Origin of the sequence: Kitasatospora sp. NPDC096140 (assembly GCF_040303045.1) — a bacterium.
Classification (GTDB): domain Bacteria; phylum Actinomycetota; class Actinomycetes; order Streptomycetales; family Streptomycetaceae; genus Kitasatospora.
Genome location: NZ_JBEOUW010000096.1, coordinates 1 through 7449 on the forward strand (window position 1 = coordinate 1; position 7449 = coordinate 7449).

At 75.1% G+C, this 7449-nt stretch carries 5 protein-coding genes; all 5 read right to left on the reverse strand.

What is annotated here, in order from left to right; translation table 11 throughout:
- Positions 1-3052, reverse strand: a 3052-nt coding sequence (locus ABT048_RS41345) for a non-ribosomal peptide synthetase (RefSeq protein ID WP_350526811.1), incomplete at its 3' end; no start/stop codon positions are given.
- 214 nt (positions 3053-3266) lie between these two features.
- Entirely contained in the window at positions 3267-3482 is a 216-nt protein-coding gene (locus ABT048_RS41350) for an MbtH family protein (RefSeq protein WP_350526812.1), read from the reverse strand.
- Between the two features lie 60 nt (positions 3483-3542).
- Entirely contained in the window at positions 3543-4547 is a 1005-nt protein-coding gene (gene sbnB / locus ABT048_RS41355) for a 2,3-diaminopropionate biosynthesis protein SbnB (protein ID WP_350526813.1), read from the reverse strand.
- Positions 4541-5554, reverse strand: a complete 1014-nt coding sequence (gene sbnA, locus ABT048_RS41360) for a 2,3-diaminopropionate biosynthesis protein SbnA (protein ID WP_350526814.1) — start codon at positions 5552-5554, stop codon at positions 4541-4543. The genes sbnB and sbnA overlap by 7 nt, the downstream gene beginning before the upstream one ends.
- Before the next feature lie 228 nt (positions 5555-5782).
- Positions 5783-7183 carry a condensation domain-containing protein gene (locus tag ABT048_RS41365; RefSeq protein WP_350526815.1) on the reverse strand — a complete coding sequence of 467 codons (1401 nt, stop codon included), beginning with the start codon at positions 7181-7183 and terminating at the stop codon, positions 5783-5785.
- Positions 7184-7449 lie beyond the last annotated feature (266 nt).

Sequence of the window (7449 nt, forward strand, 5' to 3'; positions counted from 1 at the left end):
ACCGCACGAACCGACCCGCAAACCCCTCCACCGACACCCGATCGAACAAGGCGGAGGCAAACTCCACCTGCCCCCGCAACCCACCACCCACGGTGTGCTGGACGAACAGCGTCAGGTCGGTCTTGGCGACCCGCCACCCCGCGGCGAGCGCCGCGAGGTCCGCGTCGTCCAGGGCGGTGCCGGTGGCACCCTCGTCCTGGAAGTCGAAGGCGACCTGGTGGAGCGGGGTGCGCGAGGTGTCGCGCTCGGGGCTCAGCTCCTCGACCAGGCGCTCGAACGGCAGGTCCTGGTGGGCGAGGGCGGCCAGCGAGGTCTCCCGGACGCGGTCCAGCAGTTCCTCGAAGGTCGGGTCGCCGGCGAGGTCGCAGCGGAGCACCAGGTTGTTGAGGAAGCAGCCCACCACGTCGGCGGCCTCGGGGCGGCTGCGCCCGAGGACGGGGGTGCCGACCGCGATGTCCTCCCGGCCGGTGTGCCGGGCGAGCGCCACCGCGTAGGCGGCCAGCAGGGTCATGAACGGGGTGGTCCCGCGTCGGCGGCTGAGGGCGCGCAGGCGGCCGGTGAGGTCCTCCGGCACGCTGAACTCGACCACACCGCCGCGGGAGTCGCGCACCGCCGGCCGGGGCCGGTCGGCGGGCAGCTCCAGCGGCTCCAGCCCGGCCAGCCGCTCCCGCCAGAAGTCCAGTTGCGGCCGGACCAGCTCCGGGGTCAGCCGCTGGTTCTGCCAGGCGGCGAAGTCCGCGTACTGGACGGTTTGTTCGGCCGGTTCACGGCCGGCGCAGAGGTCCAGCAGATCGCGTTCCAGCACGACCGAGCTCCGGCCGTCCGAGGCGATGTGATGGATCGTCACCACCAGGAGCGGGTCCTGTCCGGCCGGCTTCAGCAGCAGGGCGCGCCAGACCGGGCCGTGCTCCAGGTCGAACCCCTCGGCCAGCCGCTCGGCGAGCAGGGCCGCGACGCCGTCCGCTCCGGTCTCCCGGACGGTCAGCGGGGCCTCGGCCGGCAGGTCGGCCAGTTGGCGGGGCTCGCCGTCCACGGTGAGGTAGCGGGTGCGCAGGATCTCGTGCCGGCCGGCGAGCGCGGACAGGGCGGCGCGCAGCCGCTCCTCGGTGACGCCGGCGGGCAGCCGCACCAGCAGCGGGGTGACCCACTCGGAGCTGCCCGGGTCCATCCGGTCGAGGAACCAGAAGCGCTGCTGGGCGGGCGAGAGCGGCAGCGGCCCGGTGCGGGGCACCGGGGTGATCGCGGTGTGCCGGCCGCCGTCGGGGGCGAGCAGGAGGGCCTGCCGGCGCACGGTCGTGGCGGTGAAGAGCTCGCGCAGGTCGATCTCGCGCTCCGAGCGCTCCCGCAGCAGGGCCAGCAGCCGGGTGAACAGGATGGAGGAGCCGCCGAGTTGGAAGAAGTCGTCGTCGCGGCCGATCGCCTCGGCGGGCAGCAGCGCGGCCCAGGCCTCGGCGACGGCCCGCTCGGCCGCTCCGGCCGGGAGGACGAACGCGGGCCGGGCGATGTCGGCGGCGGCCTCGGCGGCCAGTGCCCGGCGGTCGGTCTTGCCGCTGGGAGTGAGCGGGAACTGCTCGACGCTGCGGTACAGCGCGGGGACCATGGCCTCGGGCAGCCGGTCGCGCAGGAAGGTCCGCAGCTCGGCCGACGTGATCCGCTCGGCCTGCGGACGGACGTGGGCGACCAGGCGGACGGCGCCGTCCGGGCCGGTGGCGACGGTGACGGCGGCCGCGTGCAGGCCGGGGTGGGTGGCGAGGGCCGCCTCGATCTCGCCGGGCTCGATCCGGACGCCGTTGACCTTGGTCTGCTGGTCGAGCCGGCCCAGGTACTCCAGGGTCCGGTCGGCGCGCCAGCGCACCAGGTCGCCGGTGCGGTACAGCCGGCCGCCGGGCGGGCCGTACGGGTCCGGGACGAAGCGCTCGGCGGTCAGGTCGGGACGGTTCAGGTAGCCCAGGGCGACGCCGGGGCCGCCCGCGTACAGCTCGCCGGGGACGCCGATCGGCACCGGCTCACCGGCGGTGTCCAGCACCAGCACCCGCATGCCCTCGATCGGCCGGCCGATCGGCACCGGGCCGTCCGCCTGGTCGAGGTCGACCTCCTGGGCGGTGACGTCGATCGAGCACTCGGTGGGGCCGTAGGTGTTCCACACGCCGTCGGTCAGCCCGGCGGGGAGCTTGCGGAGCAGTTCGGCGCGCAGCGGCTCGCCGGCGCAGAACAGCAGCCGCAGCGAGTCGAGGCGTTCCCACCCGGGCTGCTCGGTGAGCAGCCGCAGCACCGAGGGGACGACCTGGAGCACGGTGATCCGCTGCTCGGCGACGGTGGCGACCATCAGCGCGGGGTCGCGTTCGGTGCCGGGCGGCGCCATCACCACGGTCGCCCCGCTGACCAGCGGCGCGAAGATCTCCCAGCCCGCCGCGTCGAAGCTGAGCGTCGTCTTCTGCAGGATCCGGTCGCCCGGGCCGAGCCCGTGGCGGCGGACCGTCCAGCCGACCCGGTTGGCGATGCCCTCGTGCGGCACCACCACGCCCTTGGGGCGGCCGGTCGAGCCGGAGGTGAAGATGACGTAGGCGGCGTCGAGCGGCTCGACGGGGAACGGCGCGACCGGGGTGGCGCCGCCGTCGGTCGGCCAGTCCTCGTCCAGGCAGCCGGCCGGGGCGTCCTGCGGCAGGACGGCCCGGGTGGCCCGGTCGGTCAGGACCAGCGGCGCCGCGGTGGCCTCCAGCAGCCAGGCCAGCCGCTCGCGGGGGTGGGCGGGGTCGAGCGGGACGTACGTCGCGCCGACCCGCCAGACGGCGAGCAGCGCGCTCACCACGTCGGCGCCGCGCGGCAGGCACACGGCGACCAGCGCGCCGGCGCCGATCCCGCGCGCGGCGAGGCGGGCCGCGAGGGCGTCCGCCCTCCGGTCGAGGGTGCGGTAGTCGATCCGCTCGTCGGCGGTCTCGACGGCGATCGCATCGGGGGTGCGGCGGGCCTGCTCGGCGAACAGGCCGGGCAGCACGTGCCCGGCCGAGGGCCGGGCCGCGGTCGACTTCTGGGGCCTCAGCTGGGATGTCACCACTACTCCTGGGCTCTGTGCGCGGATGCTCGATCGCCTCGCGGCGGGTGGTTCGTCGCCCGCAGAAGGGAGTTCGCAGGCGGGAGTTCTGATGCGGAGCTCGACGGCGGAGCTCGACGGCTGGGTTCGAAGACGGAGCTCGACGGCGGACTTCGACGGCGGGGCCCCAGGCCGGCGGACCGGCCCGGGGCCCGGGGGGCGGGCTCGTCCGCGGTCAGACCGCGCCGGCCTGCTCCATCCGGCGGCGCAGGCTCAGCGGCCGCATGTCCGTCCAGACCTCCTCGATCCGGGCCAGGCACTCGGCCCGGGTGCCCTCGGTGCCCTCGCGGTACCAGCCGGCCGGCACCTCGCGCTCGGCCCACCAGATCGAGTACTGCTCCTCGTCGTTGTGCACCACGAGGTGGACCCGGTCGTTCGCTTCGTCGGCCATCGTGGCCTCCTCTCGTCGCGGCGGCCCGCCGGCCGCCGGTGTCGGACTGCTGTCGGTGGGTCAGTCGTGCTGCGGCAGGAAGCCGTCCACGGTCAGGCCGAGGCCCTGGCGGCGGGCCTCGTGCCGGACGAAGTCGGCGAGCGCGAGGTCGAGCACGCCCAGGCCGAACGGCGAGAACACCACGGTCTGCTCGCGGTCCCGGACGAACGGGGCGGCGTCCGGGCCGATCAGGGCGCCGATCTCCGCCTCGATGAACTCCCGGTTCCCGACGCGCTGTTCGGTGAGGTGCAGCGATGTGCGCTCCCGGCACACGTGGTCCGCGTCGTCGACGACGTTGCGGCTGCCCAGAACGGTCTCCGGGTGCAGGTCGCGCAGCGAGACGTGCAGCACGGTGGAGCCGGCCGGCACGTCGGCCGGGTCGACGTACGGTTCGCCGGCCGTGGTGGCGAAGGAGACCAGGCCGTGCGCGGCGAGTGCGGCCGGCAGGCTGTCCTCCCGGCCGACCTTGAGGCCGGTCTCGTCGGCGGTGACCCGGGCGAACCGCTCGGCCCGCTCCGGGTCGCGGTCGTGGACGGTCACCTCGGCGAGGTCCGGCAGCCGGACGCGCAGGGCGGCCAGGACCTCGCCGTTGATCACCCCGGTGCCGACCAGGGTGACGCCGGTGGTGCCGGCGCCGCCGTCGGGCAGCAGCAGGCCCGCGGCGAGCGCGGCACTGGCCGCGGTGCGCCGGGCGGAGATCAGCGAGGCCTCGACGAGCGCCTCGGGGTGGCCGGTGGCCGGCGAGTTCAGCACCATGACGGCACTGGCCCGGGCCAGGCCGGCCGCGAGGTTCCCGGGGAACGAGGCGATCCACTTCATCCCGGCGACGGGCCGTTCCCCGCCCAGGTAGCCGGGCAGTCCGATGACCCGGTCGGCCGGCTGCTCCGGGAAGCGGAGGAAGACCGAGTGCGGCAACGAGGAACGGCCCTCGTGGTGCGCCCGGTAGGCCTCGGCGACCAGGTCGATCAGCTCGGCCGTCCGGCCGTCCAGGATCCGCCGGACGTCGTCGTGTCGAAGGATCAGCAAGGCTGTGGCACCCCTTCCCGGGATTCCTTCCACAGGTGGGTCACTTCCCCGAAGTGCTCGTGCACCCAGCTGTCGGAGTAGATGGTGTCCAGATAGCGGTCGCCGCCGTCCGGGAAGACCAGGACGCAGACCGCGTCGTCGGGCAGGGTCGGCGCCAGCTTGTCCAGGGCGGCGACGGTCGCTCCGGAGGAGCCGCCGCCGAGGATCGCCTCGCGCTGGCCGAGCCGTCGGCAGCCGACCACGCAGTCGAGGTCGCTCACGTGGACGACGTGGTCGGGTGCGGTCGGGTCGAGCAGCGGCGGGCGCACCGAGGCGCCGTGGCCCGGGATGAGCCGCCGGCGGCCGTCGCCGCGGCCGTACAGCACGCTGCCGACGGCGTCGACCGCGACCAGCCGGGTGTCCAGTCCCTGGTCGGCGATGTAGGCGCGGCAGCCGAGCAGGGTGCCGGTGGTGCTGGTGGGGCAGAACACGTAGTCCACCCGGCCGTCGAGCGCCTCGGCGATCTCCCGCATGGTCTCGTAGTGGGCGGACGGGTTGAGTGGGTTGGCGTACTGGTTCGGCGAGAACGCGTCGGGCAGGGCGGCGACCAGCTCGCGGACCCGGCGCAGGCGCATCGGGAGGTACTCGCCGGTGGCCGGGTCGGCCTCGGTGACCACCTCGACCTCGGCCTGCAGGGCGCGCAGGATCGCGAGGTTCTGCTCCGTCGTCTTGGCGTCCACGACGCAGATGAAGCGCAGGCCGTAGTAGCGGCAGACCTGCGCCAGCCCGATCGCCAGGTTTCCCGAACTCGATTCGACGACCACCGAACGCCCCGGCTGCAGTTCGCCGGAGGCCAGTTTGGCCCGCACCATGCTGTACGCGGAGCGGTCCTTGATGCTGCCACCCGGGTTGAAGCGCTCCAGCTTGGCGTGGACCCTGCCGCGAAACCCCGGGAGCAGGCGGTCCAGCTGTACCAGCGGAGTGTTCCCGATCGTGGAGAGAATCCCTCTGGGCCCAGATTCGGCCACGGTGTCCCCTTCGTGGGTTCGTACGAGGTCCGGGCGTGGTTCCGGGCCCCGGTGTCCGCCCCCGGCGTCTGCTCACGGGGGCGGCGCCGCGCGGCGACCGGGGGGCGGTTGTCCCGCCGCCACCGTCCGCACTCCCCCAGCCTCCGTCGCCGCGCTATACCCGACCTATAGGCCCCCGCGCGCCCGCGGCGACGCCCTGCGGGGGCACTCAACCCTGGCCGGTGGCACTCAACCCTGGCCGAGGGCGAGCAGGTCGGCCAGGTCGGTGCGGTCGGCGAGCCGGATGTCGTCGATCCGGGTGTCCACGGCGGCCCGGTCGAGCAGCCGCCCGAAGTAGTCGGCGATCCGCTGCACGGTGGCGCGGTCGAGGAGGTCCCCGTCGTAGGCGAACACCGCCTTGAGCGCGCCACCGCTCTCCTCCAGCCGCACCACCAGGTCGAGTTGGCCCTCCTGCTGGCTGATCCCGATCCGGCTGATCCGCAGCCCGAGGTACTCGCGCTCCGGCCCGTACGGCGTGCCGGCCGGCACGTGGTCGAGCACCGGCAGCTGCCGGTCCGTGGTGATCATGGTGAGGGCGACCCGCAGCGGCGGGGTCACGGGGCGGCGGGCGTGCACCCGGGCCTCGCCGAGCTGGCGCCCGACCGACTGCACCGCGTCGCGCACGGTGGTGCCGGGGGTGAAGCGGGCCCGCAGCGGCACGGTGCTGGCGAAGTACCCGACGGCGTCGGCGCGTCGGCGCCGCTGCGACACCGGGACACCGATCAGGAAGTCCCGGCGGCCGGTGTAGCGGTACAGGGCGGCCTGGAAGAGCCCGAGCAGGTAGCCGAACGGGATCGTGCCGGCCAGTGCCGCCCGCTCCCTGATCCCGGCGAACTCGCGCTCGGTGAGGTCGAGTTCGACGGTTCCGCCGCGGTATCCGGGCACCGCGGGGCGCGGGCGGTCCAGCGCCAGCCCGATCGGTTCGGAGCCCTCGCACACCGACCGCCAGTGCCTCTCGGCCCGCTCGGCGGCGGGGGTGCCCGGCAGCCCGCGCTCCTCGGCGACGTACGTCCGGTACGGGAAGGCGGCGGGCCGCGGCAGCGGGGCGCCGGTGGCGAGGAGTGCGTGGTGGTCCTCCAACAGCTCGCGCAGCATCACGTGTTGGGAGGCGTAGTCGCTGATCATGTGGTGCGCGGTGAGGACCAGCGCGGCCTCCTGCCCGGGCCGGCGCAGCACCGTCACCCGGACCATCGGCTCCTCGGCCGGTCCGAATCCCTCCCGGCAGCGGTCGCGGACGGCGGCGAGGAAGGCCGCCTCGCCCTCCTCGGGCAGGTCCTCGACCCGCAGGACCCGTCCGGTGTCGGGGGCGGGTGCGAACCGGGGCCGGCCGGCGTCCTCGACGACGACCGAGCCGAGCAGTTCGTGCCGGGCCACCAGGGCGTCGACGGCGGTGGCGAGCGCGTCGGTGCGCAGCTCGCCGCGGATCCGCAGCGCGACGGCGATGACGTAGGCGCTGCTCTGCGGGGCCACGCGGTGCGCGGTCCAGATCATCTGCTGGCCGGCCGACAACGGCCGGTACTGCTGGCCGGCCGACAACGGCCGGTACTGCTGGTCGGCCGGCAACGGCCGGTCCTGCTGGTCGGGCGACATGGACGGGCTCCCAGGGGCCGGTCACCGGGCCCACGCTCCGGGGTCCGGGCGGGCCACCCGGTGGGATTCGGACCACCGTCCGGCACCCGGCTATAGCGCGCCCATATCGGCTCCCCGTCACCGGCCGGCGCCGCCCGTCCGTCCGGCCCCGGAAACGCCGAACCGTGGGTGGGGGGGCGAGCGGGGTGGGCCCCACCCCCGGGTTTACGGGGGGGGGAGCGGGGGGGGGGGAGGGGGCGTCGGCCCCCCGGGCGGGGGGCTCGGGA

Bases quoted from the DNA above. Each gene is read 5' to 3' on its own strand.
- ABT048_RS41365 (WP_350526815.1), bottom strand. From the start codon at position 7,183: ATGTCGCCCGACCAGCAGGACCGGCCGTTGCCGGCCGACCAGCAGTAC.
- ABT048_RS41350 (WP_350526812.1), bottom strand. From the start codon at position 3,482: ATGGCCGACGAAGCGAACGACCGGGTCCACCTCGTGGTGCACAACGAC.